This is a genomic window from Gilvimarinus sp. 1_MG-2023 (assembly GCF_030548285.1).
Genome location: NZ_JAUOSC010001588.1, coordinates 1 through 241, shown reverse-complemented (window position 1 = coordinate 241; position 241 = coordinate 1). Strand labels below are relative to the sequence as shown.

Genomic DNA, 241 nt, shown 5'->3' with positions numbered 1-241 from the left:
CACCGGGACGCCTGAAAGATCACCTGCGCAAAAACACACTGGACATCAGTCAGGTACACACTCTGGTACTGGACGAAGCCGATCGCATGTTAGATATGGGATTCAGCGACGATATCCAGCACATCATTGGCCACACTCCGGAAGACCGCCAGACGTTGTTGTTCTCCGCCACCTACCCGAACAACATCCAGAAACTGAGCGCTCAATACCAGCAGTCGCCAGAGATCATCAAGGTTGAATC

General features: G+C 52.7%; 1 protein-coding gene. It reads left to right on the top strand.

Going from position 1 to position 241, the window contains the following annotated elements:
- A partial coding sequence (locus tag Q4563_RS22155) for a DEAD/DEAH box helicase (RefSeq protein WP_303606074.1) occupies positions 1–241 on the top strand: 241 nt, incomplete at both ends.